The sequence below is a fragment of the Pseudoteredinibacter isoporae genome (assembly GCF_040372805.1).
In the GTDB taxonomy this organism is placed as follows: Bacteria; Pseudomonadota; Gammaproteobacteria; order Pseudomonadales; family Cellvibrionaceae; genus Pseudoteredinibacter; species Pseudoteredinibacter isoporae_A.
Map to the genome: position 1 here is coordinate 182,014 of NZ_BAABWJ010000005.1, position 24,171 is coordinate 206,184.

Consider the following 24,171-nt stretch of genomic DNA (forward strand, 5'->3'; position numbering starts at 1 on the left):
GCGAGAGCCAAGCTTGAATCGTGCATTTATCGCCCTTTTTCACAGCGAGATACCAAGGCATGAAACGCCCCAAATGACCGCCTTAGCAGGAAGTGGTCAAGGACCGATCAAACTCGCTCAAAAAGCCCACCTTTAATCGCCGTATAAGGCCTTTAGGTCCACACATAAACGCACATACACAAATTACCCCAAAGCCGCTATTTCCATGACCTGCAGGCCATTTGAGCAGCTTCCGACCGGGGAAATCCTACAAAAATTTGCACAAGTGGAGCCTCTCAAAGACTGGTTAGCCAGCCCAAGCTTGGATAAACTAGGAAGCAGTTCCGGCTAATGAATACGACTGTTGTTTGCGTGGTTTTCATCTCTTTCAGGGCATAAGCCCTTGGCAGCCCGGCCATCACAGTTTTCATCAGCCCTGGGTTCGCAGGCGCTGCCCAGCAGTAAGTTAATCCCATCCAGCTCACAACAAAAGGAGGCGCGACGATGACTTCAATGCGAACAGCCCTCCGCCATAGCAGCCGAGGGATGATTCTGCTGTTTTTGACCGTGTGCCTATTTGGCAGCCACTTTCCTTCACAGTTGGATCGCATTCAGGAGCGCGGCACATTAGTCGCGGCCATTAAAGGGAGCCAGGGGAGCGAAGAGATTGCCCCGCATTTGGAATTTGATATCGCTCTGTTGCGGCAATTTGCTGACTTTCTTGGTGTGGATCTCGAGGTCGTGAGCCCGGCCAATCTCAGCCAACTTCAATTTGGCGTGGCCAAGGAACGTTTTGACTTGGGGGTCGCGAACAGCCGCCGCCATCTCTATCCGGTACGCCAAGGTGTCCCCTATCTCTTCGTCAAAGAATATTTAATCTATAAAAAAGGCACGGAGAAACCCAAAAGCCCTGAAGATCTGATTAACAAATCTCTTCAAGTGGAATTTGGCAGTCATCACAGCGCCACACTGAAACAACTTCAACAAAGCCACCCCGAATTGCGCTGGGATGAAATTGCCGAGACCGACAACATTGATCTGATCTCAAAAGTTCAAAATGGCAGCCTCGACTATGCCGTCGTTGATTCCAATATTTTTGATATTAGTCGCCACCTGTACCCCGAAGTGCGCATTGCGTTTGACTTATCGAATTCCAGCGAACTCGCATGGAATTTTTCTGATACCGAGGACAATAGCCTGTTTAATGCCGCAGCTGCATTTATGCAGGATATTTATGAGAACGGCAAACTCGAACAACTCACTGCACAGCATTACAGTCACATTAAAAAAATGGATTACACCGATGCAGTTGCGTTTTATCGTCGGGTGCAAACCCGTTTGCCGCAATGGCGGGATATGCTGAAAAAATCCTCGCGGGAACACAATCTCGACTGGAACCTTCTCGCGGCCATCAGCTATCAAGAATCACACTGGAATGCGAACGCCAAATCCTACACCGGCGTTCGTGGATTAATGATGCTAACCAAAACCACCGCACGGGAAATGGGCATTAAAGACCGCACCGACCCAAGCCAAAGCATTGAAGGCGGCGCACGTTACTTTAAGAGTATTTTTAAACGCTTGCCTAAAGGCATCCAAGGTGACGATCGAACCTGGTTCGCCCTGGCGGCTTACAATGTTGGTTTCGCGCATCTGGAAGACGCTCGCGTGCTTACCCAGCGATTAGGCGGCAACCCAAATCACTGGGAAGACGTGAAAGAACGCCTACCACTACTGAGCCAAAAGAAATACTATCGAACGTTAAAATACGGTTATGCTCGCGGTCGTGAACCCGTAAAATACGTACGAAACATTCAACAGTACTATGACATCCTGTCATGGCAGGACAACATTGCCCAGAACCGCCCTGACAAAGTCGAAGACAAACCAGTCGAAGCCGTCAAGCTACAACAGGACGAACGCGATTTGAATATGTCATTGCTGTAAGAGACATCGTTACTCTAGCCATCTCGCTCATTCTCAATTGCCTCACACTGAGCACCGTTCCGAGCGCAAAACACTTACGAACGCACGACGTAAACTCCGACCCTGTCGAACTCTCAACAAGCGTCTTAAGGATCGCCAGTGTGAGAGGTAAAAACTGATTCCGCACCACAGCACAAGGCACTCAACACACCATCAACATTCGATGGCCATATCGGTCATACGCAGCCCGGCAGCAGAACACACATCCAGTAGACACACATGGATTTACACAGTGGCCACCTCGAGCTGGACGCCCAAAGAGTCCCATGAATAAAGAGTCTCATGAATAATGCAGAGATTATTTAAAGATAAACTTACCTTTCATAATTGCCCAATGACCGGGAAAGGAGCAGAAAAAGTATGTCGCCTCCAGGCTGGAGCTTGCTTGAATCAAAGCTTATTTCAGTTTCCTCCCCACCACCAATAAGTTGAGTGGAAATCAGCACACGAGGGTCGCACACCGGCAAGTATTGCTTGTTCGCACCGGCCGCCATACTGGCGGTCACCTCTTTACAGCTGGCACCTATGGCAATCTCCGCCTTGCCAAAACGCATCGCGTCATTCGCCTCGATTTCCACATCACAGGCGGCAAACGCGCTGCTGGCAAACATCAACAGAGGCACCATATACACAGGTTTCATAAGACACCCCCTAAACAAAATTGAGAATCACTAGTATTTAAAGCGGAAATCAATTCATATCCAATGACTTATAGCGACAACGTATCGCAGGCTTGACCTTGCGCAATGGAATGGTCTTCAGGCGCTCAAGAAGCGAACAAACAGACACTCCCCTGTGACGTTCATCCCAATTTGGAGATAACAAAGAATCTACGACTGAAGAACCACAGTGATAACGCGTCAAAGCACAAGACCCGGTTCACCTCAACACAGACTTAAGTGATCGCGTTTGGCGTCTCCTGTTGAAGTTTTTACGATACATTTCGTCTCTATAGGTGAGCCTGTTCAACTCAGCACGGCACGCAAAGCGAGTCATTTGGAAATGGCTTAGACACACCTAACAACATTGTCGAACATAGGGCGACCCTATTGAAAACCTTTTACCGTTCCCTCAATACAAATGAACGATACGGGCTATTGCTTTCCCTGATTTCACTCATTGCCCTTTTCGCATTTTGGCTGTTTTACAAACCACCGCCCTACATTGCCATCCCACTAAACACCTTATCGAGCAATCAACTAACGGTTGTCATCCGCGGCGACACGGCCTACCTGGTCGCCAAACGCCCTGAGAAAAAAACACTGAACATCGAAGAAGAAAAATCAGCGAACTCGACACCGCCTTACCGACTCTCGGCAAAATTTGGAGGCTATGAATACCGAGTTTTCAGTGCAGATGCCAACTATGAATTGGTGTTGTTACCCTACGAAAAATATCGCTACCAAAGCATTTCCTGTCAAAAACTGATATTAATTTCAGAACGCTTTTTGCACCGAGGGAGATACATCAATGGCGGAATAAAATGCAATGAAGCTTCCGACCGATGGAAACGTGAGAACCTTGTTTACAACCTCGAAGGCGTTAGTCAAAGTGAATTCATTGCGGATTTATACACACCCGGGTTCGACTTGAATGAGACCGAGTTAAGAATTGGTCTCTGACATAAAACAGACATTTCGTTTGCTGTTTTTAATGACAAAAATAGACATGTTCAAATTTCATTAGAGAGCAAACACGATGTATGCCTGGCTCTCATCGGCCATCCATGCCACTCCAACATCACGCTGCCAGTGGTCATCTTCTTCGCCAGATCAACACAAACGAAAAATACATTGGCAGTTGATCTGGCGATTCAAATGAGTAGAATGGACCCCATCACGCGTCTTGTCGGGGTGCTGTGTGGATTATCTTCTCTACCGAAGACAGCCATACAGCTGAGATGGATTATCCAAACCCGTAGCACCTGAACAGGTTAGTACCTGCGTAGGAAACAAGCCATTCTCACCAGGGGTATTGTCATTCCCCTCCGTCAGGCCGCATGTATTTTCTCTTTTTGGAGCAAAACATGTCTAAGCCGAACAGCCCTGTTACCTTTTTAAGTGAATCCGCCAGTGTCGACAGCCTGTCGACGAAGCCCCTGCCCAATTCTCAAAAAATCTATGTGGAAGGCAGTCGGTCAGACATTCAAGTGGCCATGCGAGAAGTCAGCCAGTCCCCAACCCAACAACAAGACGGCTCCCAGGAAAAGAACCCTCCAATACGCATCTACGATACTTCCGGACCCTATACCGACCCCAACATCTCGATAGATGTCCGCAAAGGCCTGACTCCACTGCGCAACACATGGATTCAGGAGCGTCAGGACTGCGATGAATTGTCAGCCTTCAGCTCTGACTACACTCAGCACCGAGCCCAGCATATAGGCCTGGACGCGCTGCGTTTTGATACCACACGCAAACCTCTGCGGGCCCAATCCGGTAAAAATGTGACGCAACTCCACTACGCCCGGCAGGGCATCATCACACCTGAAATGGAATACATCGCCATTCGAGAAAACCTGGCTCTTGAAAAATCCTCTATTGCCGAAGCCAATACTCAGCAACATCCCGGGCACAGTTTTGGGGCCAACACGCCGGAATTTATAACACCGGAATTCGTGCGTTCGGAAGTTGCCGCCGGCCGCGCGGTCATTCCCGCGAATATCAACCACCCTGAATCTGAGCCGATGATCATTGGTCGTAATTTTCTTGTAAAAATTAATGCCAACATTGGGAACAGCGCTGTCAGCTCATCCATCGAGGAAGAAGTCGAGAAGCTGGTGTGGTCTACCCGTTGGGGCGGCGATACGGTTATGGATCTGTCCACGGGCAAAAATATTCATGAGACCCGAGAATGGATTGTTCGCAATTCTCCGGTCCCCATTGGCACCGTACCCATTTACCAGGCGTTGGAAAAAGTTGATGGCATCGCAGAAAACCTCAGCTGGGAAATATTTCGCGACACGCTGATTGAACAGGCCGAACAAGGCGTGGACTATTTCACCATTCATGCTGGCGTGCTCTTACGTTATGTTCCCATGACCGCCAAACGCGTCACCGGTATTGTTTCCCGGGGTGGTTCCATCATGGCTAAGTGGTGTCTGGCACACCACAAAGAAAATTTTCTTTACACCCATTTTGAAGAAATCTGCGAGATCATGAAGGCCTATGATGTGACCTTCTCTCTCGGAGACGGTTTACGCCCAGGTTCAATAGCCGATGCCAACGACGACGCTCAGTTTGCCGAACTACGCACCTTGGGCGAGCTCACTCAAATAGCCTGGAAACACGACGTACAAGTGTTTATTGAAGGCCCAGGCCATGTGCCCATGCACATGGTGAAAGAGAATATGGACGAACAGCTCAAGCATTGTCATGAGGCCCCCTTTTACACCTTAGGCCCACTGGTGACCGATATTTCTCCTGGATACGATCACTTTTCTTCCGGTATCGGTGCCGCGATGATTGGCTGGTATGGCTGCGCCATGCTCTGTTATGTGACCCCAAAAGAACACTTGGGCCTGCCGAATCGGGACGATGTCAAAGAAGGAATCATCACCTACAAGATTGCCGCTCACGCGGCTGATCTCGCCAAAGGCCACCCGGCTTCTCAGCTGCGTGATAATGCCTTGTCAAAAGCGCGCTTTGAATTTCGCTGGGAAGATCAATTCAATCTCAGCTTGGACCCCGATCGCGCGCGCGCATTCCACGACGAAACCTTACCGAAAGATTCGGCCAAGGTTGCTCACTTCTGTTCGATGTGCGGCCCTAAATTCTGCTCCATGAAAATTACCCAGGAAGTACGCGACTACGCTGCCGCGCATCCTGAGTCGCTTGAGTCTCCGGAATCCCATTTTGCACAAGCTGGCATGGAGGAAATGGCCGAGAAGTTCAAAGCCAGCGGCAGTGAAATTTATCACGAGGTGTAGGCGCATCCATGAACCAATCGAGACAACACATCGCCATCGTCGGGGCCGGCATCATGGGCCGCTGCCTTGCATGGCGATTGTCTGACTCCGGTCATGACATTACCCTGTTCGATCAAGATGCCATAGACACTGGCCAAGCAGCAGCCTACACCGCAGCGGGCATGCTAGCGCCTTACAGTGAACTTGAAGCGGCCGAAGACAGCATTTTCCAATTGGGGCAGCACAGTCTTTCACTGTGGAAAAAATGGCTGAAAGTCTGGCAAGCTGAACATCTTTGGCGAGGTAACGGCACCTTGGTCATTGCTCATCGTCAAGATCAAGCGAGCCTCGAACGATTTAATCGACAGCTCGGCGCGAAGCTGAGCGAGTATGATTCTGAGACAAAAAGCGTTCGCCATTTAAACAAACAACAAATTGCTGAGCTGGAACCTGAGCTTGCTGAACGTTTTGAACAAGCGACGTATCTCTCCAGAGAAGCCTGCCTGGACAATCACGGCCTATTACAGACCATGGCCAAGGCACTGCAGAGTTGTGGCATCCAGTGGCGAAGCCCGTGCAAAGTTCATCATATCGCACCCGGCCGTATCACCAGCGAATCGGGTCAAGAAAAATTTGATCATGTATTTGACTGCCGAGGTATGGGCGCAAAGCAGCAGCTTCCAGACTTGCGCGCCGTTCGCGGAGAACTTATCCATGTGCAAGCCCAAGACGTGGAACTAACACATATGGTGCGCTTAATGCACCCCCGTTATCGCCTGTATCTGGTGCCCAAAGCCAATCGCGAATATGTCCTGGGGGCCACTCAGATTGAAGCCGAGGACTATAGCCCAATGAGTGTGCGTTCTGCGCTGGAACTGCTGTCCGCATTGTACGCCATTCACCCTGGTTTTGCCGAAGCGCGCATTCTCGAAAACCGCAGCAATTGCCGCCCAGCACTACCCGACAACCAACCCCGCATCCAGAGTCAATCTGGACTGACTGAAATCAATGGGCTGTTCCGTCACGGCTTTCTATTGGCCCCCGCCCTCGCCGATATTTGTGTGAGACGCTGGCAAAATGAGGCTGCATTTTCAGGAGAAATGGCCCCCTTGAGCCGCTCCCTTTTTTACACGGCTTCGCCCGAATTTGTTCAATGAAATGAAGAAGAGAATCTACGATGAATATTGTTTTGAACGGTAAGGCCGTTGAAATCCCCGAGACGGCTAATTTGCAAGCCTTCTTTGAATCGTTGAATAACGAAGATGCTGCCATAACTTTGCCCCGGCAATTTGCCGTTGCGGTGAACGCTCAATTTGTCCCTCGCAGCCAGTACCCCAATATCATCTTACAAGAAGGCGATGATTTGGAATTACTCGTCCCCATGCAAGGAGGCTAGACATCATGTGGAAGATCGCCGATCGTGAAGTCAGCAGCCGCCTCCTCATTGGTTCCGCCCTTTATCCATCACCGGAGATCATGTGCAACGCCATTAAGGCCAGCCAAAGCGACATTGTCACGGTATCGCTGAGAAGGCAGTCCGTCGATGGCGCCGATGGAGAATCGTTTTGGCAGTTATTAAAATCACTCGATCTGAATATTCTGCCCAATACCGCCGGCTGTCACAGCGCCAAGGAAGCCATAACTACAGCGCTAATGGCACGCGAACTTTTTGGCACCCACTGGATAAAGCTTGAAATCATTGGTGATGACTACAGCCTCCAACCCGACCCATTTGCTTTGCTGGAGGCTACCAAGGAGCTGGTCGCCCAAGGCTTTGAGGTTTTCCCTTACTGCACTGACGACTTAGTGCTTTGTGAAAAGCTAATGTCGGCCGGTTGCCAAATTCTAATGCCCTGGGGCGCACCCATCGGCACAGGCAAAGGGTTGATCAACCCCTATGCCTTACGCAAGCTTCGTCAACGATTGCCTGAAGCGACCCTGATTGTCGACGCCGGTATTGGGGCTCCGTCACATGCCAGCCAAGCAATGGAAATGGGCTTCGATGGCGTGCTGCTGAATACCGCCGTCGCCCAGGCAAACAACCCCGAGTCGATGGCAAAAGCAATGGGGCTTGCAGTCAGCGCCGGACGCCTGGCATACGAAGCCGGACTAATGCCCGAGCAGGACACCGCACAACCCAGCACGCCAACCCTAGGCACGCCCTTCTGGCACCACTATCCAGAACATGAGCCCACGCGCTGACCGCAAGAGTAACGAGAAATCATGCAAGCAGAGAAACGTCATCGTCAACACAGCGACCTAAAGAATCGCAAAGCACTCAGTCACGCAGCACCACCGCAATCGGCCAGCCGCCCCGTGGTATTGTGTATTGGAGGCAGCGACAGCTCAGGTCTGGCCGGTTTACAAATGGACGCGCGCTTTTGCCAAGCGATGAACGTTCACCAAAGCTGTGTGGTCACCGCCATCACCGCTCAAAATACCCAATCTGTTCTCAGTAGCACCCCAACATCCAGACAAGACTGTCAGGCGCAATTTGATGCCGCCATGGCCCTAAAACCCCAGGCCATCAAAATTGGTTTGATTGCGAGCCCGGAACAATTGCAATGGTTGTGTGAAGTACTTGCTGTTACTGCTGATATTCCCGTTATTTATGATCCCGTTACCGTCGCCAGCAGTGGCGGCGCCCTAGCCTCCCAAACAGTTGCTGACAACATCGTATCGCTGTTGCCCCATTGCGACCTCATCACACCCAATTTACCGGAAGCTGCATGCTTAAGCGGTGTTCGGATTAACAACAACGATGACATACAAGCGTCGGCGCAGTGGTTCCATCGACATGGTGTCGACTGGGTGTATGTCAAAGGAGGACACAGCGAAAGCAACACAGTCCGTGACACCGTCAGCCATGAACACCATACCTTTGGGCTGGCACAAGCCCGACAGAACACACAACATCTCCGCGGCACAGGTTGCGCGCTGGCCACAAGCGTTGCGTCAGCAGTGGCACTTGGATTCGATATGGTCGATGCCCTGGTAATCGCCAATATGGCCGTGGCTGAAGGCATTCGTCATGCGCAAGCCGTGAATGAGGAAACCGGACCAATCAGCGCGGTGGGCTTCCCCAAGCATCACTGGCCTCACTATATTGAGTTAAGCGGTTCCGCCCCTCCAAAAACCCAACCTCCGTTTTTAGCCTGCATAGGGCCTCATGCGGGCATTGAACGAGCGGCATCTGAAACCGAGGCCTTGGGACTCTACCCCGTCGTCGACAGCTATCAATGGCTTGAACGCTTACTTCCTCTTGGCATTCACACCATTCAGCTACGAATCAAGGGTCTTCCCGAGAATAAACTCAAACAGGAAATCGAAAAATCGATTGCACTGGCCCGCCAATACGCATGCCGTTTGTTTATTAACGATCACTGGAAACTGGCCATTGAACTCGGCGCCTATGGCATTCATCTCGGCCAGGAAGATCTCGACAACGCGGACCTCAATGCGATTTCCCAAGCAGGAATACGACTGGGTATCAGTAACCATAACCATTTCGAGCTGGTTCGCTGCCTGGCGATCGATCCATCGTATATTGCATGCGGCCCGGTTTTTTCGACCCAGAGCAAAGAAATGCCTTGGGTTCCCCACGGACTTGAGGGTTTGCAGTATTGGTGTGATTCCTTAGCGCACAGCCAAGACCGTCCAGTAGTGGCTATTGGTGGCATCAACCATGACAACATCAGCGATGTTGCACGCTGTACTTGCAGCGGCATTGCCCTGATTTCGGCGATTACTGCAGCGGATAAACCCGAAGCCGCCGCACAGGAACTCCTACAATTAATCGCAAAAGTCAAAACGGAACCAGCATGACAGGACATAACCCAGACCTTGTACACACTCCCTCTGAAGAGCACGGTCATCTCAGTGAGCGGGAACAGGAACGTTATCTGCGCCAGGTCCAGCTGCCCGCCTTTGCTCACGAAGGACAACGCAAATTAAAACACGCAAAAGTACTCATCATTGGCCTCGGTGGCCTGGGTTGCCCAGCGGCGCAGTATCTCGCAGCCGCGGGTGTTGGTGAAATGCTGCTGGTCGACAACGATACCGTTAGCTTAGGCAACCTCCAGCGCCAGATCCTATTCAAGGAAAATGATATCGGCAGAAACAAAGCCACTGCGGCTGCCGAGCGCCTTCGAGCGAGCAACAGCGATATCACAATTAAAAGCCTCAACACCGCGCTTAACCCGAACAATGCACACCAACTCATTAAACATAGTGACCTTGTCTTGGATTGCACAGATAACTTCTACGCCCGTTATCTGATCAATGACATTTGCGCGCACTATCGAACTCCCTGGATCTACGCCAGCGTCTTGGGTTTTGAAGGCCAAGTGGCCTTAATACAACCCCAACGGTCCTGTTTTCGATGCCTCTACCCCGAACTCACCAACACGCCAAATTGCAATGAAGCGGGTGTTGTCGGCGCTATGCCCGGAATCATTGGTAATATGCAAGCCCTACTAGCGATCAATTATCTCGCCCAGATGCGAATGCCTGCTTTGGAATCTGAACACAACCAATTGCATCTTATCCAAGGCATTTCCAGTCGCAGCATTACTCTGCGGCCATCCCCGGATTGCGAACTGTGCCGAGGGAGCAAAAATTATCATGATTTTTCTGCTGACCACTTCAGCAGGCACAAGCCAGAACTGGATGAAGAATTTAAAATCAGCTGGGAAGGGTTTGAAAAACTCGACCCCCAAAAAACGACGCTAATTGACGTTCGAACAAAAGACGAACACCAAGCTTATAACATCGGGGGATTAAACTTCCCTCTAGAAGAAATAAAAAGCAAGTTTAATCCCGAGGCCAACAAGCATTATGTGTTTTACTGTCAAAGCGGACAGAGAAGCGACAAGGCGGTAGAGCTCTATCAAAAAGACATGAACAAGCTAAACCAAATTAATACTTACATAGTATCCGTAGTCGGAGGAATCAATCTAAAGAACTAGATAAAAACATCAATAAAAAAAGCGCAACGAAAGTCGCCATCAAAATCCATCTTTGTTTAAGCATTGCCATATTCTGCAATGCGCCTCCATTCCAGACTTTTCTATAAAATTCTGATCAACAACCCCAACTTTCCACCTAATCCTGAAGTTTGAAAAAACATTCAGAAGCCATTCATTTTTGATGAACATCATGGAGCTTCAACGTTACACGAGACGCCTGCGAAGGCGACCCAAGCCACAGAAGCCCGCAAACAATGCCAAACAAAAGTACTAGCTCCTCAGCCACACACCTTACCAATAACACCCCTCATGCACAGCAACTAAGGTATCGAAAGGAAATCGGCTTTATCAGTTCCCTCCTCCTGTTGCTGACTTTATTTATTTTGCTTCTGGCATTTTCCATTCAAAGTCGAGCACAAGCGGTCATTAATATTGGAGGACACGATTTTGAAAGCCTTGCCTGGCCAGCCGATGTAGGTTTTGTTTCCAGCGTAAGCGGAAGCTGGACGGGAAATGGTGGTGGGAGCATCAGCTTGAATGCGGAATTTTTTGCTCGAGGAAGCAGTGGAACAATATCATTTACCGACCCCATCTTTGCCAACAGCGGCATGTCGCTTAACAATGTTGACCAGTTTCGTACCAACATGGGACAACACAACAGCAAGGAAACCTTGCCAGCCGATCAACAAACCATTAATAACCGTTATACCGTCAGCGCGGGCAATCTACCGACAGAGCTCTACTTTCTATTGGGCGCTGACGACAACAATGGGCATAAATTTACTACCCACACCTGGTCTTCAAGCCAGACCAATACACGCTTTGAACTCATTCAGGGAACACCCACCATTCGAGATATCAATGGAAACAACAGTGGCACTCTGAACTATAAAAATTACGATATTTCAGGAACGGGCAACAACTCGGCTAAAATTCTTCTGAAGGTCAGTAACCCCAGCGGCATCAGCCAGTTTGAATCCCTGTCGAATCGCATTGCTAATGACGGCACCCCCTTCGATTACCCCCCAGGTGGGAACAGCGCCGATTTAAGTGGGGCAACCATGCTAGTGCGCGTGAGCGCAGCGTCGACACCGCCAAGTGGGGACAGTCACGCCGTGCCAACGATGAATCCATTCGTCTTGGTACTGTTGAGCTTGGGTTTTCTGACCTTTGCTCAAAGAATGAAATTTCGGAAAACGGTTTAGGCAATCATCCATTGCACCAAGCAACGGTTCAACGCTTAGAAGTGTCTCTCTAAGCACGAACCAGCTTTGTGTTCAGCACCGTAGTCGGAGATTTTTTTCCATGTAAGCGCAATTTCCTGTGCATCAAGCAATGACCGATCAATTATTGATCTCCCCATTTGATTTTCCCCTCCCACGACTGAATTTAGTAATTTCAGCTTATAGAAAGCCTCTCTCTGCGCCATTAGTATTAATTAAAAATGTTTGCCGTTCAGAAATTAGTCTCCCCCACTTATTCAGGCTTCATTATGACCCTCAGAATGAATCTCGACATAAATGCCTTCATGAACAAAAAATGTTCAATGCTTGCTTTTTTGCTGACTTTATCCCTGAGCACCTCCGCCTCTTATTTCAATAATGACGCACGTGAAGAATGGATACTTCAAGGCGAAGCCTTTCCTCCCTATGTTATCGACAACGCTGGCACGCTCAGTGGGTTCGCAGTAGATCTGGTCAAAGAAATCACTCCTCATCTCTCCTTATCCAAACCCGAAGTTAAAATTGTTCCCTGGAATCGAACCTATCAAGCCTTGAGTAAAGGTCAGGAATTTTCGGCCCTTCTGGTTTCAGAAAGTCTCATCGACAAACACGGCCTGAAGCGAGCTGGCCCAATTGCGAACTGCCGTTATTCTCTCTTCATGGCGGCCGGAAGAGACAGCATTCGCTCTCTGGAAGAAGCCAAACAACTCGGAAGCATAGGCGTTTCTGAAAACTCAGCGACCGAACGCCGCGCCAAACAACTTGGCTTCAAAAACATCAAAAGTTATTCCCATTCGCCCATCAAAATCGAAGGCCTTCTCAATCGAAGACTGGATGCCTGGCTCGGTTGCGAGGCGTCTATCCAATACCGTGGCTGTATGTCCCCAGGCCATCAAGGCGCTATCGTGAAAACCCTCACGATAGGTGGTGAAGATCTGTACATCGCTTTTTCAAAAAACACTCGGGAAGAGATCATTCAGGATTGGAACGAAGCAATCACTATTGTGAAACGTCAAAAAACCTATCAGAACTTGATGCAGCAATATTTTTCGAGCTGCCCGTAGGTTTCAGTGTGCTCTATCCATCCAACACTCATTGAAAGAAGCAAGCGCTCCCCTCGACACCAACTCCATTTAGATCTTGTATAGAAGCCAGGAACCTTATCTAGGTTTCTCCGCCAAGACCTCTCGGAAAAACTTAATAGATTGGTTTGATGCCACCAATAAAATTGATGCTTTTCCACCATAGCACCGCGTAGTTACACCTGTATATTGACCGATCAACATATGAGGAGATAGTATGAAAAAACTAGTACTTTTATCAGCACTTGCTTTCCTGATTTCAGGACAGGCATTGGCAACCGGCCACAAACGAAACCCCGGTGTCATCTGCGCGGAAAATCAATTTATTACTCAATTGGAATTCGGTTACATCACCAATATTCAAGGTGGTCCAGATTACGGTTCTTCTGTTCTGGTTCACCTGTCCAATGGTGAATCGATTCCTCTGAACTATCGCTATAACGCAAACGACCGCCAAGGTAAGGCTATCATTGACGCGCTGACCTTAGCTTACTTTTCCCAGCGCAAGGTCACTTTACTTGATCATTTCAAAAACAACTGCGACGATTTCGATCACCTGATTTTGCCTAGCCCATAAAGGCTGGCGACAAAACGGTTAGCGAACAAGCTAAAACAAGGGCCTCTTTGCGGCCCTTGTTTTAGAATCGAACCCTTAGTTTTACACCGCACCATTGGTCTTCGACACCTTCCCCTCGCTACAACAGTCCCCATAATGTCTTGACCATAAGCCTGGCACGAACGCGCCCTGATCACGTTTGACAAACGTCAATGCATGACACCTGAAGACGATATTTGACGCCGCATTCCCCAACCACCAATGCCCTGATATCACCAGAGTAAAGTTCAGGTGAATTCACCGATTATTCCTTAAGGAACATAGAAAGCCACAAGGTAAATCTGCTACGCTAGCGATCTCGCCTATCTATGTGTTAAGGACGACCCATGAACCGCTTTATATTCCTATGTATGACTCTACTGTGCTCAATCTCCCTGAACGTCAGCAGCGCGGTCGATGACAGTATTCGCGTATCCCTGGAAGAACCCGTATCGGCCACACCTCACTCCGGCGTGTCTAACCTTCGAGGCTGGGCTATTGATAAATCCGGCATCGATCGAATTGAATTATTTATTGATGACAAATATGTCGCCGATATTCCCTACGGTGGTATCCGTACAGACGTTGGTGATGCCTACCCGGACTATCAGAACTCGGAGCATTCTGGCTTCTCAATGGCCTACAACTACAACGCCCTGAAGGCCGGCACTCATACAGCACGAGTAAGAGCTTATAATTTGGTCGGTGACCATAGAGACAGCACCGTAAGCTTCTCCGTGGCGCCCATCAGCGAGAAGTTCCTGAACAACTCTGGCGCCGTGGTACTGAATAACGGCAGCACCATATCAGCCAGCAGCGGGAACTCCCTCACCGTGCAGGGCGCCATGGTGGATGGCAAAGCCCTAGACATTGAATTGCGATGGAACCCGGCCACACAGGGCTTTGGCATCCAAAAGGTTGAACCCAGCTCCAGTGAACCCGACTACGTCATCAGTGCCAGTGGTAGTTGGCGAATTACCGAGCTGGGCAATCGTTTTCTTGTTCAGTTTTACACCACACCCAGAAACAACGACATTTATGCTTCCGCCGCATTTTTGGATCTCAATGAGCGATCATTCCAGGCGGGTGAAGGCAAGGCAGTAAATAAAAAAGCGCTTGTGCTCAACATTGATGACGATGCGATAACCGCTCAATACAGCATCACTTTCAGTTCTTCAACACAGGCAAGCATCTATGTTGTTTCATGCCAGGCAAAAGCCGGGTTTGTTTGCCTCCGCAATGCAGGCGAAACCTTGAATATGGTTAAAGTGATTTAAATTCCAATGCAAATAGCCATCATAGGGGCCGGCATTGGCGGGCTTACCACCGCACTCTTTCTACAACGTCAGGGCATTGAGGTGCGCATTTTCGAGCAATCTCCTGTTTTGAAACCGGTCGGTGCCGGTATCATACTCGCCCACAACGCGATGCAGGTATTACGCAACCTCAGCCTGGAAACGACCATCACCGCTCTGGGCAAGCCTTTAAATTCGCTGAAGATCAAAACGTCCACACTGGAAGACATAAACGCTATCGACACCCAGTACTTCGACCAGAAATTTGACGTGAGCAGCGTAGCCATTAAACGATCCGATCTACAAAACCTGCTTGTAAGCAAACTGAAGAACAATACCATAGTACTCAACAAGCAAGTGGTTAATATTCAAACTGGAAAAACAACCACCCTTCACTTTTCAGATAAAAGCCAGTTCGAATGCGATGCGGTTATTTCTGCGGATGGCATCCATTCAACAACACGCAAGCGCTTATTCGATAAGAGCCAAATTCGTAAACCAAATCAGATGTGTTGGCGAGGCATTGCGAATATCCACCTCCCTCAGCATTTTAAAAACGAGTTGAATGAACTGTGGGGGCGAGGTTCACGCTTTGGTTTTGTCGAGGTCGCTGACAATCAGGTTTATTGGTATGGCCTGTACGACAGCCGAGAAAGCTTGGGTATGCACGGGCTTCCAGAGCGTTTCGAGACGTACGCCCCTATCGTCAATGACATTCTGTCGAAAACCAAAGCAGACAGAATACACCAAAGTGAAATTGCAGACTTGAAACCCATTCCCAATTGGCACAGGGGGTCAGTTTGCCTACTTGGCGATGCCGCCCATGCAACCACGCCAAACATGGGACAAGGTGCTTGCCAAGCGATTGAAGACGCTTACGTTCTGAGCCACTACATCGCCACAGATCCCATTGAAAGCGCATTTGCTAAATTTGAACAGGCCAGAAGAAACAAAGCAACCATGATCGTGAACATGAGTTGGCAACTTGGGTACATTTCTCAACTGAAAAACCCAATCTTGTCAGCAATGCGCAACTTCCTATTTAAAAATGCTCCAAAACGCTATAACCAGCGGCAAACAGAAAGAATCTATTCCCTGACCCCGCTTTAACTTGGCGACAGCCACCTTTAATTCGCTTCCTCCAAATCCACTCGGACAACAAAGCCACCCAAAACATCGCCACCTCGAAAGTTATTCCTCGCACTATCAGGGTGACTGTTATGACATAACACACAACTGATATCCCGAGCCACATCCGCATACACCGCGGTATAGTAACGGCGCCCATTCCACACGTGAACGGTCGGCCTCGAAGTCTTCACTCACATAACGAGTTATCTGTGCATGAATGCTGTTAAGTTGGGCATCATCAGCCCCCACCTCATTCAACTGAATGCGAGTAAATCGAATAAACATCATTTTGATATCGCAAAAGAAACTTTCCAACTCACATCTTTGATAATGACGCGCTGACCTTTGTACATTGGTTTTTCAAACAATAGCTCGTCAGCACTTTTCAATGAGGAAGAAGTAAAAATGGGGTGTGTACACTTAATACGCTTGGAATTGTACGTGGTCCCATCAGGAGTGATATTGAACTGAACAATGCAATACCCTTCCAAGCCCACCTCTAGAGCAAGACTTGGGTATCTGGGAGTTGGGCTCTTCACTAACTTGTCTAGCACATTTACCCCCATTTCTTCAGGAGTGAACTGGGGATAGCCATCCAGCTGTTCTTGAGGAACGGAAGAACAAGCAATTGTTCCACAAACGAACAACAAACAAAGAAGATATCTCATGGCAAACTCCTGTAAACGCTCCCTTAATATCATCTGGCACATAAGGATGTACGGGTGATTATAATACTTACACCTCACCAATTCACCGCAAATTCTTGATATGGAAGCTCAAATCAACCGCCACAATTTCCGCCAACATCACAATCTCCTCTTATACACCAAGCAACACCTTGCTTTGCAAGCAAAACCGCATATGATGGCCTATTTCCAAACGCACAAGGCAGAAGAATAACTATGAGCAAAGGAATACGAATACCGCACACGCTGGTTTTATTGTTAGGAATGATGCTTGTCGCCTATCTTGCTACATGGGTAGTGCCACAGGGCTTTTTTGAAACCATCACTCTCGAAAATGGGCGTCAGGCTGTTGTCGCAGGCACTTACAGCGTCGCGGAAAATCAAATTCGACTCACCCCTTTCGACTTTCTCGTCGCTATTCCCAGAGCGTTTGCTGCCGCACAAGACATTATCTTCTTTGTGTTCACAGTGGGGGGTGTTTTGGCCATTGCCAGAGCGACAGGTACCATTGACGCCTTGATAGGAAGCTTGCTTGAGCGCTTTGGCACAAAGCCTCAGATGCTGATTTTCATGGTGATCTTTGTTTTTTCCTTGACCTCCAGTGCGATCGGAACCGCCGGCGAATACATCCCCTTTGTGCTGATCCTCGTTGGCCTATGCAAAGCAATGAAACTGGACGCCATGACCGCTGTTGGCATGGTAGTCACAGGCTATGGCATTGGCTACGGTGTCTCGGCATTTAACCCTTTTACCGTTATGGTGGCACAGCAAATTGCAGAGGTTCCCCTGTATTCGGGCATTGAACTGAGACTGGCGATTTTTCTGCCCTTTGTACTTATCGGCTTTCACCATGTTTGGCGCTATATGCGAATGGTACAGGCCGACCCATCTACATCTTACGTTGTTGGCCAACCTTGCCCCCTCGCTGGTAAGGATACCCTCGATTACCCCGAGCTCAATATACGACATAAATTTATCCTGTTTGGATTAATTGCCACCATCGCCACCGCGGTGTGGGGTATTTCTGAAAAAGGATGGTATCTCTACCAGCTTGGCGCCATGTTTATTTTATGGGGCTTGTTTACCATCATTGTGGGTAAACTCAGCGCAGACGACGCCGCCAATAAATTTATTGAAGGCGTTCAAGAATTGGCGACAACCGCGATTCTCGTCGGCGTCGCCCGCGGAATCGCGCTCATCATGGAGGATGGCCAGATCTTACACACCCTGGTTCACGCCATGTCTCTCCCGCTTTCCCATCTGGGAGCCGAACTGGCCTCGGTTGGCATGTTCATCATGCAGAGTGTTTTGAATCTATTTATTCCGTCTGGTAGCGGGCAAGCCTACGTCACCATGCCCCTGATGGCCCCCGTCAGCGACTTGATTGGCGTGAATCGACAAATCGCTGTACTGGCTTACCAATTTGGTGATGGTTTTTCCAATATGATCATTCCCACGAATGCCGTTTTAATGGGCATTATTGGTATGGCCGGCGTTCCCTATAGCGCTTGGTTTCGATTCTGCTTCCCACTGATTTTGAAACTGATGCTGGCCGCCTCGATCGTCCTCATGCTGGCTGTATTTTTTGGGTATGGGGCTGACGTCCAGCCGGTTTGATTCCCACTTGCGGCGCCCACAAAGCTGCCTACTCGCAGGCAGCTTTGTGGGCACAAGCATTGTCTTGCTTTTCCCTCGGCAGAGTAATGCCTACTCATAGAAAATTCAGAAACTACAAACTGTGCATCCGACTTGTCGAACGACTGACTTAGGTAATGCGAAGTTTGAGTCACTCATATTGGCGCCAAGCACCCCACAAACCCAGTTGACATAATAGATGCCACGTCATTCTAAGGTCGCATATCCAGAGCTTTTGTTTGCGTGCTAGCCTGCAATTGAAGTGCCTTAAAACAATAATGCGAAGAGGACGTTCAGTATGCAGTTAAGCAAATTTTTTATTTTATTAGCCAGTATCTCCACCGCTCTTTTCAGTTTAACTTTCCCGCAAAAAACACTGTCGCTAAGCTGTGGAAACTACAACTTTCCAGCCTGCTCTGGTGCAGAAGACCAGTTTGCGGGCGGTTTTGTGCCAACAAGTGGATACGGTGGTTTTGGCGGCGGCCAGTGCAGTGCGAGTAAAACACCCGTCATTTTTATCCACGGTAACGGCGACCAAGCGATTAATTGGGACGCACCACCCACCCAAGCGGCTCCCGGTTATAGCCTGCCCAGCCGCAGCGTGTACGATGAATTTAAAGCGCAGGGATATAACGACTGTGAGCTGTTCGGCATTAGCTATCTAAGCGCCTTCGAGCGATCCATGCCTGGCTCCAACTATCACGAAGAAGACAAGCAAGCTATTCTTGCAGACTTTATCGATAGCGTGAAAGCGTATACCGGAAAAAGCGAGGTGGACATCGTCGCTCATTCCCTGGGCGTGAGCATGGCTCTTTCGTCTTTAAAACGCTATTCAAAATGGGGAAGCGTGCGACGCTTTATTAACATCGCGGGGGCTGTTCGTGGTTTGCAGTCTTGCCGCTATGTGGGTTATGCCAACCCTCTGTTTCCAACATGCGCGGGGCAAAATATTTACGACAGTTACACATTTGGGCTACACCCTAGCACAGGCGCCTTCTACGTAAGCTGGGGACGCAATGACTGGACAGGAAGCAGCAGCAACAAAAGCATGCGCCGCGCGCCCCAGTACAACAGCGCCGTTAAATTTTATAGCCTTCACGCGGGCTTTCGCGACCAAGTCCACTGCAGTACTCTTATAGGTTTTAATGTTTGTGACAGTGGTGCCCTGTTTAACAACCAACCCAACGTGCAGTCACAAATCAACGTCGGAGCCGGCTCACTTGCCAGCACTATCGATATGAACTTTGATGATTTTAGCCCTCTAAATCTATTAGGCGGAGATGCAGATGGCGTTGGCCACTTTGGGGCCAAAATCAACACCGGTGCTATCTTGCATGAAATGTTAAACAGCTCCTGTACTGGAACAACTTGTGCGAGCCAATACAGCGGACCGGTACAATAAACACCGCATGAAAAGTAAATAAAACTCAAATTCTGCAATTAGCTTCAACAGCTGATTGTCGGGCTAAAACTGAAGCGCGTCGAAAGGCGCGTTTCATTAGATAGAAATCAGCAAAATCTCTAAACACTGAAAACCGTACTCATCGTGACCTTTCCCCAGAGTTAGAACCACTTACTGGATGAGACCTCCATAAGTTACGCGGCCTTTCCAGCAAACTCAACTGGCAGTGTGTAGCCCAGTGAACTGTGTGGTCTGACATTGTTGTAGTGTTCTCGCCATTGATCAATTTCGAAGCGAGCTTCGTCCAAGTTCTCAAACTAATGCTGATTCAAACACTCATTCCTGAATTTGCCATTCAGGCTTTCAACAAAGGCGTTCTGTGCGGGTTTACCTGGCTGGATAAATCCGAACGAGGCACTAGATTCCTCGTTCCAGAAGAACAAGTTTTGCCGGTGAAATCAGCTCCATTGTCGCAGATGATTTTCTCGGGTTTCCCCGCTCTGCACATAGCTGATTAAGAAATCGCGTTACCTGACGCGTCAGGGCTTACCACCAGGCCGCTTTTCAGAACCTAGAAGGACAAAAGGTTATGAAAAAGGCCCTAGACCAAGGCATCAACATCGATGACGAACAAATCAAGCTGGAAAAACGCTTTACCTTTCACGACATAAAAGCCATGGGAATTTCAAACCACAAGGACAACCATTCCGGGCACAAGTCCGAGAGAATGATATCGGTATATATGCGTAAAATTGACGAGATCGACGCCACAGAATAAGCCCCATCTTCGGAAAATGATCGGAAAACGGAAAAAGTTAGTAAGTGATTACGCTACAGGCTAGGTATAATGGGGTGGCTGACGGGGATCGAACCCGCGACCACCGGAATCACAATCACATAGTTTTCCCTTATAAATCAACGCTAATCCCGCTTTTTTCCAGACTTGAAAACCCGAGTTTGGCCCTCTAGAGCCCCCATAAACCCTAGATTGGCCGTTTTTATGTCTGGAAAATTTGAGTCCTTTTTTGGGGTATGCGTGATAGCTTCCTGCTTATGATTTGAGACTGTACAAGTACTTGGGCAGTGAGTGTGTAGCAAAATTTGCAACACGTAGCGAATGTTGCTACGCTTTGTAACGTGCTAGTGGTAAAGATTCAAAGGAGAGGCTTTTTTACTAACATCAGGCGTAACTTGAAAAGATCGCCTGCCAACGTAAGGCTTTTCTACAATGAGTATTAAAACGATAGCCCACAAGGGATTAGAGCAATTTTTGAAGACTGGAAACACCAAGGGAATCGTCGCCGATCACGCCAAAAGGATAAGTGACAGGGTGTCTGTGCTAAACAGCATGAGTTCTCTTGAGGTTTTAAACGGCAGGTGGCGGTTTCACGCACTAAAAGGTGACAGAGCCGGCCAATACGCCATCAACGTAAGCGGTAACTACCGTTTGTTTTTTGAATTTAATGATGGCGATGTTTATCTCTTAGATTATGGGGATTACCACTGAGGAGATCAAATGGAAATATTCAACCCATCTCACCCTGGAGAAGTCATCAAAGCGTGGCTGATCGAGGATGAGGACGGGAATAAAATTAACACTGTGAAGGAAGTGGCCGAGACACTAGGTATTCATCGCACGACCTTGCACCGTATTCTTTCTGGAGCCATGGCTGTATCCACAGAGGTCGCTGTGGCACTGGAAAGTATCGAGTGTGGAGATGCCAAGCTTTGGCTAACAATGCAAATGAACTACGATCTATTCCAATACAAGAGCCAAGAAGTTGCGTAAGTACATCTTGCAAACCAATCTAAATGTAAGCTTGGTTATCTGCTGGGCTACTCTCCCTCAATTGACGATCAAAAATCAACATGGCTCGGTAATCAGCGGCAGCCACTGATCGGTGACCACGCACACGTGGGGCTTGGTTTCATGGTGGACCAATGCGCCGTGTATGAATTGACCGCCCCTAAGGTAGCTCCAGGGCTTCATAAAATCAGTGCGCCAAGCATTAGCTGAAAGCCTGACAGGCTCAGAACCAACTGGAATACGGCGCTTGTCGATATGCCCAGCCAAGGGGAAAGGCGGTCAAAGCCCTCTACCCGTATGTGATCTCGGGAGCTTCGATCCGTTATGAGGCCGGTGAAATTGTGTCTAAATATAATCTGCATACTGTATGTATATACAGCATCTTATAATTTGTCTAGAGTCGCCTAATTCAAGAAATGGCACCAAACCATACGAAAGTGGTAGACTAAGCAGTTAATTTAACTGAATAACGAAAATAACTAAACGGACCATGGATTAGATGTTCAACAAACCACTTCATACGATTGTATTACTTCTGACTTTGTTCTTGAGCCAGAACTCCACAGCCCAAGAGATCACCCTGACGGATAGAATCACCGGTCACGTCTTAGCAGCATCGAACAGCTTAAATAACCAAGTAGCAGGTGCAGGTAGTAGACAGATACTGTTAACACAGGTGTCGATTACAGCTCCAACAGTAATCACCAGGATCCGACAACTAAGTAATAGCACAGTCACAAGTGCAGCTGCTTTTCAGTATGCTATTCGAAATGTTGCCTCACCATTCAACTTAATAGAAACTGGGCCGGCAACACTAGTTAGTCGTTCTGTATACACAGACGTTACCGTTGCCGGCAATAATTCCAACCTTGATGAATTTACGCTCACCACCTCACAACTGTCCCCAGGCACCTACTACGTGACAGTTCACGCTTCAGACGGTAATGGTTACCAGTTGTTGGCCAATTCGGCCGGGCCTACTGAGCCTTTACTTGCAGAAAATGGTGGCGTACCGTTCTTAGCTGGCGCTAACTTTCACATGCTTATATCACACTTTGGAACTCTCACCTCTACTTCAGCGACCGGTGTCCCATCACTTCCTCCATTGGGAATCTTGTTCCTCGGTGTAGCGCTTGCCGTTGTCGCTAGATACGGCCGGAAGACGCATAGAAGATCTGATTAGTTTCAGAAATCAATATTTATGAAGCCCCGCATCGCCGGGGCTTTTTTGTACCTGAAGATAAGTTCAGCATTCATGAGTCAGAAAAGTACAGAACAGAGCTTAGACCGCTGACCTTTCCCCAGAAATTAAAACCATGACCTCGATGAGATTTCCAATTAACCTTAGGGGAAGGAGATCTCACTATGAAGAAGCGTTACACCGAAGAACAGATTATTGAGGCCATCAAAGAGCATGAGGCGGGAGCCAAGGTAGAAGACATTTGCCGTAAATTAGGCATATCCAACGGCACTTTCTACAACTGGCGCAGTAAGTATGCGGGCTTAGAAGTTAACGAAGCTAAACGACTACGAGAACTTGAGGCTGAGAACAATAAGCTAAAGAAGCTGCTTGCTGACAAGCTTCTTGAAGTTGAAGCTATGAAGGATGTTCTCTCAAAAAAGTGGTGAAGCCCGCCAGTCGCAAACAGGCAGCCAAGCTCATGATTACAGCCCACCACGTTAGTAAGCGGACGGAATGCAAACTTGCGGGCATCAGTCGCACAGGCTATCGATACGAAGCTAGGCCTATTAACGATGGCGAGCTTCGCTCTCGATTGAAGGAGCTGGCAGCTCGACAATCGGCCTATGGATATCTGCTGCTTCATGGGCTCCTCAAGGCTGAAGGCTTGGTTGTGAACAAGAAGCGAACCTACAGAATATATACTGAAGAAGGGCTTCAGGTACGCACCCAGAAGCGTAAAAAGCTGCATCGACCAAGGCAACCAATGGAGGTTCCGCTGGAAATCAATCAGCGCTGGTCAATGGATTTTGTGTCTGACCAGCTCAGCGATGGGCGCCGATTCAGAGTATTGAATGTAGTGGATGATTATTCCCGCGAGATGGTTGGGCAACTGGTTTCTGTTTCGATCAGTGGGCGTCAAGTGGCTCGATTTCTTGATCGCTTATGTGAGGAGAGAGGGAAGCCCAAGAAAATCATCTGCGACAATGGAACTGAGTTCACCAGTAAAGCTATGTTTTTCTGGAGCAAGGAAACCGGTATCTCGCTTGGCTTTATCCAGCCAGGAAAACCTACACAGAACGCCTTTGTTGAAAGCCTAAATGGCAAGTTCAGGAATGAATGTTTGAATCAGCATTGGTTTAGAAGCTTGGACGAAGCTCGCTTCGAGATTGATCAATGGCGAGAGCATTATAACAATGTCAGACCACACAGTTCATTGGGCTACATACCACCAGTTGAGTTTGCAGAAAAAGCAGCGTAACTTATGAAAATCTCATCCTGGCAGTGGTTCTAACT

At 48.6% G+C, this 24,171-nt stretch carries 21 protein-coding genes, 1 pseudogene and 1 riboswitch; of the genes and pseudogenes, 19 read left to right on the forward strand and 3 right to left on the reverse strand.

Going from position 1 to position 24,171, the window contains the following annotated elements; genetic code table 11:
* Nucleotides 1–483: 483 nt before the first annotated feature.
* Complete coding sequence (gene mltF / locus ABWW03_RS12135; RefSeq protein WP_353408602.1) at nt 484–1,926, forward strand: membrane-bound lytic murein transglycosylase MltF; 1,443 nt, start codon at nt 484–486, stop codon at nt 1,924–1,926.
* A 353-nt stretch (nt 1,927–2,279) separates the two neighbouring features.
* On the opposite strand, the gene ABWW03_RS12140 is transcribed toward mltF, so the two are convergent.
* Nucleotides 2,280–2,606: a hypothetical protein gene (locus ABWW03_RS12140; RefSeq protein ID WP_353408603.1), complete on the reverse strand. Its 327-nt coding sequence runs from the start codon at nt 2,604–2,606 to the stop codon at nt 2,280–2,282.
* Nucleotides 2,607–3,014: 408 nt separating this feature from the next.
* Between ABWW03_RS12140 and ABWW03_RS12145 the strand changes: the two genes are divergently transcribed.
* The 12 genes from ABWW03_RS12145 to ABWW03_RS12200 all read left to right on the forward strand — a co-directional run bounded on the left by ABWW03_RS12145 (nt 3,015) and on the right by ABWW03_RS12200 (nt 16,144).
* Nucleotides 3,015–3,587: a hypothetical protein gene (locus tag ABWW03_RS12145; protein WP_353408604.1), complete on the forward strand. Its 573-nt coding sequence runs from the start codon at nt 3,015–3,017 to the stop codon at nt 3,585–3,587.
* A 217-nt stretch (nt 3,588–3,804) separates the two neighbouring features.
* Nucleotides 3,805–3,933, forward strand: a riboswitch (TPP riboswitch).
* Between the two features lie 58 nt (nt 3,934–3,991).
* Nucleotides 3,992–5,893, forward strand: coding sequence for a phosphomethylpyrimidine synthase ThiC (gene thiC, locus ABWW03_RS12150; RefSeq protein ID WP_353408605.1), 1,902 nt, complete (start codon nt 3,992–3,994; stop codon nt 5,891–5,893).
* A gap of 8 nt (nt 5,894–5,901) precedes the next feature.
* The gene (gene thiO, locus ABWW03_RS12155; RefSeq protein WP_353408606.1) at nt 5,902–7,029 is read left to right on the forward strand and encodes a glycine oxidase ThiO; all 1,128 of its coding nucleotides are present in this window, start codon (nt 5,902–5,904) and stop codon (nt 7,027–7,029) included.
* 20 nt (nt 7,030–7,049) lie between these two features.
* Nucleotides 7,050–7,268, forward strand: coding sequence for a sulfur carrier protein ThiS (thiS, locus tag ABWW03_RS12160; RefSeq protein WP_353408607.1), 219 nt, complete (start codon nt 7,050–7,052; stop codon nt 7,266–7,268).
* A 5-nt stretch (nt 7,269–7,273) separates the two neighbouring features.
* Nucleotides 7,274–8,074: a thiazole synthase gene (locus ABWW03_RS12165; protein ID WP_353408608.1), complete on the forward strand. Its 801-nt coding sequence runs from the start codon at nt 7,274–7,276 to the stop codon at nt 8,072–8,074.
* Nucleotides 8,075–8,095: 21 nt separating this feature from the next.
* A complete protein-coding gene (gene thiE, locus ABWW03_RS12170; RefSeq protein ID WP_353408609.1) occupies nt 8,096–9,697 on the forward strand; it encodes a thiamine phosphate synthase in 1,602 nt (533 codons plus the stop codon).
* Nucleotides 9,694–10,839: a HesA/MoeB/ThiF family protein gene (locus ABWW03_RS12175; RefSeq protein ID WP_353408610.1), complete on the forward strand. Its 1,146-nt coding sequence runs from the start codon at nt 9,694–9,696 to the stop codon at nt 10,837–10,839. Before thiE ends, ABWW03_RS12175 begins: the two co-directional genes overlap by 4 nt.
* Nucleotides 10,840–11,093: 254 nt before the next feature.
* Complete coding sequence (locus ABWW03_RS12180) at nt 11,094–12,044, forward strand: hypothetical protein (protein WP_353408611.1); 951 nt, start codon at nt 11,094–11,096, stop codon at nt 12,042–12,044.
* Between the two features lie 341 nt (nt 12,045–12,385).
* Nucleotides 12,386–13,126, forward strand: a complete 741-nt coding sequence (locus ABWW03_RS12185) for a substrate-binding periplasmic protein (protein ID WP_353408612.1) — start codon at nt 12,386–12,388, stop codon at nt 13,124–13,126.
* A gap of 235 nt (nt 13,127–13,361) precedes the next feature.
* Nucleotides 13,362–13,721, forward strand: a complete 360-nt coding sequence (locus ABWW03_RS12190) for a hypothetical protein (protein ID WP_353408613.1) — start codon at nt 13,362–13,364, stop codon at nt 13,719–13,721.
* 365 nt (nt 13,722–14,086) lie between these two features.
* A complete protein-coding gene (locus ABWW03_RS12195) occupies nt 14,087–15,016 on the forward strand; it encodes a hypothetical protein (protein WP_353408614.1) in 930 nt (309 codons plus the stop codon).
* 6 nt (nt 15,017–15,022) lie between these two features.
* The gene (locus ABWW03_RS12200; RefSeq protein ID WP_353408615.1) at nt 15,023–16,144 is read left to right on the forward strand and encodes an FAD-dependent monooxygenase; all 1,122 of its coding nucleotides are present in this window, start codon (nt 15,023–15,025) and stop codon (nt 16,142–16,144) included.
* Between the two features lie 305 nt (nt 16,145–16,449).
* Here the strand turns inward: ABWW03_RS12200 and ABWW03_RS12205 are convergent, their stop codons facing one another.
* Nucleotides 16,450–16,833 (reverse strand): energy transducer TonB, encoded by a 384-nt coding sequence (locus tag ABWW03_RS12205; RefSeq protein ID WP_353408616.1) that lies wholly within the window; start codon nt 16,831–16,833, stop codon nt 16,450–16,452.
* Nucleotides 16,834–17,067: 234 nt separating this feature from the next.
* Between ABWW03_RS12205 and ABWW03_RS12210 the strand changes: the two genes are divergently transcribed.
* Nucleotides 17,068–18,468, forward strand: coding sequence for a YfcC family protein (locus tag ABWW03_RS12210; RefSeq protein WP_353408617.1), 1,401 nt, complete (start codon nt 17,068–17,070; stop codon nt 18,466–18,468).
* Between the two features lie 316 nt (nt 18,469–18,784).
* A complete protein-coding gene (phaZ7, locus tag ABWW03_RS12215) occupies nt 18,785–19,888 on the forward strand; it encodes an extracellular native short-chain-length polyhydroxyalkanoate depolymerase PhaZ7 (RefSeq protein ID WP_353408618.1) in 1,104 nt (367 codons plus the stop codon).
* A gap of 194 nt (nt 19,889–20,082) precedes the next feature.
* Here the strand turns inward: phaZ7 and ABWW03_RS12220 are convergent.
* A pseudogene (locus ABWW03_RS12220) lies at nt 20,083–20,425 on the reverse strand (integrase core domain-containing protein); the annotation flags it as partial.
* A gap of 52 nt (nt 20,426–20,477) precedes the next feature.
* Between ABWW03_RS12220 and ABWW03_RS12225 the strand changes: the two are divergent.
* The 4 genes from ABWW03_RS12225 (at nt 20,478) to ABWW03_RS12240 (ending at nt 24,136) form a co-directional block, all read left to right on the forward strand.
* Entirely contained in the window at nt 20,478–20,666 is a 189-nt protein-coding gene (locus tag ABWW03_RS12225) for a hypothetical protein (RefSeq protein ID WP_353408619.1), read from the forward strand.
* A 450-nt stretch (nt 20,667–21,116) separates the two neighbouring features.
* On the forward strand, nt 21,117–21,395 hold the full coding sequence (locus ABWW03_RS12230) for a type II toxin-antitoxin system RelE/ParE family toxin (protein ID WP_353408620.1): 279 nt from the start codon (nt 21,117–21,119) through the stop codon (nt 21,393–21,395).
* A 9-nt stretch (nt 21,396–21,404) separates the two neighbouring features.
* Entirely contained in the window at nt 21,405–21,677 is a 273-nt protein-coding gene (locus ABWW03_RS12235; RefSeq protein WP_353408621.1) for a HigA family addiction module antitoxin, read from the forward strand.
* Between the two features lie 1,383 nt (nt 21,678–23,060).
* A protein-coding gene (locus tag ABWW03_RS12240; protein ID WP_353408622.1) for an IS3 family transposase occupies nt 23,061–24,136 on the forward strand; the annotation gives its coding sequence in 2 pieces (ribosomal slippage) (nt 23,061–23,310 and nt 23,310–24,136; 1,077 coding nt in all).
* Nucleotides 24,137–24,171 lie beyond the last annotated feature (35 nt).